This window comes from Buttiauxella agrestis ATCC 33320 (assembly GCF_000735355.1).
GTDB lineage: Bacteria > Pseudomonadota > Gammaproteobacteria > Enterobacterales > Enterobacteriaceae > Buttiauxella > Buttiauxella agrestis.
Genome location: NZ_JMPI01000081.1, coordinates 1 through 1,256, shown reverse-complemented (window position 1 = coordinate 1,256; position 1,256 = coordinate 1). Strand labels below are relative to the sequence as shown.

Annotated in this window: 1 protein-coding gene; it reads left to right on the top strand. The window is 52.4% G+C overall.

What is annotated here, in order from left to right; translation table 11 throughout:
- The first annotated feature begins 35 nt into the window (after positions 1 to 35).
- Positions 36 to 1,249 (top strand): IS3 family transposase gene (locus GBAG_RS22640; protein WP_156104924.1). Its coding sequence is split into 2 segments (ribosomal slippage): positions 36 to 330 and positions 330 to 1,249, totalling 1,215 coding nucleotides; the frame shifts between segments, so codons are not numbered across the junction.
- Positions 1,250 to 1,256 lie beyond the last annotated feature (7 nt).

Here is a 1,256-nt window from a genome sequence, read left to right as displayed (position 1 = left end):
GTAGTGGCACAGTAAATTTGGCCACCTGATTAAAGGTGATATTCTCACCTCAACATAAAACAGGTGACTTAATGAACAAGCAAACTAAGCGTACTTTCACCCCTGAGTTCAGGCTGGAATGTGCACAGCTGATTGTTGATAAGGGCTACTCATATCGACAAGCCAGTGAAGCGATGAACGTCGGTTCTACCACCCTTGAGAGTTGGGTACGCCAGCTCAGGCGAGAGCGTCAGGGCATTACGCCCTCTGCGACACCCATCTCCCCAGAGCAGCTGCGCATCCGTGAGCTGGAAAAGCAGGTTCGCCGTCTGGAGGAACAGAATACGATATTAAAAAAGGCTACAGCGCTCTTGATGTCCGACTCGCTGAACGGTTCACGATAGTTGCCAGACTGAGCGACAGCCACACGGTTGTCAGCCTCTGTTCCGCGCTTGAAATACACCGCAGCAGTTACCGGTACTGGCGAAAACGACGCGATACTGTTAATCCGGCGCAAGTCAGGTTGTGCAGCGAAATACGCCGGGCATGGAACCAGAGTCGGGGCTCTGCAGGCGCGCGCACTCTGGCTGAAATGCTGACCCAAAACGGCGTCCCGATGAGCCGTTATCGTGCCGGGCGTCTGATGAAATACCTGAACCTGAGCAGTTGTCAGCCCGGAAAACATCAGTACAAAAATGCCCGTCAGGAGCATACATGCCTGCCGAATTTGCTCGAGCGTCAGTTCGCCGTACCGGAGCCAGACCGGGTATGGTGCGGAGATATTACATATATCTGGGCAGGAAATCGCTGGTGCTATCTGGCGGTCGTCATGGATCTTTTTGCCCGCAGAATTATCGGCTGGAGTCTGTCAGCGAATGCCGATACCTCACTGATAAGCAGCGCTCTGCGGATGGCATATGAAACGCGTGGCCAGCCGCGTGACGTCATGTTCCACAGCGATCAGGGAAGCCAGTATACCGGCCTGAAATATCAACAACTTCTCTGGCGTTACAGAATAAAACAAAGCGTCAGTCGACGGGGAAACTGCTGGGATAACAGCCCGATGGAACGCTTCTTCCGCAGTCTGAAAACAGAATGGGTACCGGCGAATGGTTACGCAGGCAAGGACGAGGCCGGGCGACAAATCGGCGGTTATATCCTGAATTATTACAATAGTGTCAGGCCTCATCATTACAACGGTGGACTGACTCCTGAAGAATCAGAGAACAGATACCGTTTTTACTGTAAAACCGTGGCCAATATTACTTGACCACTAC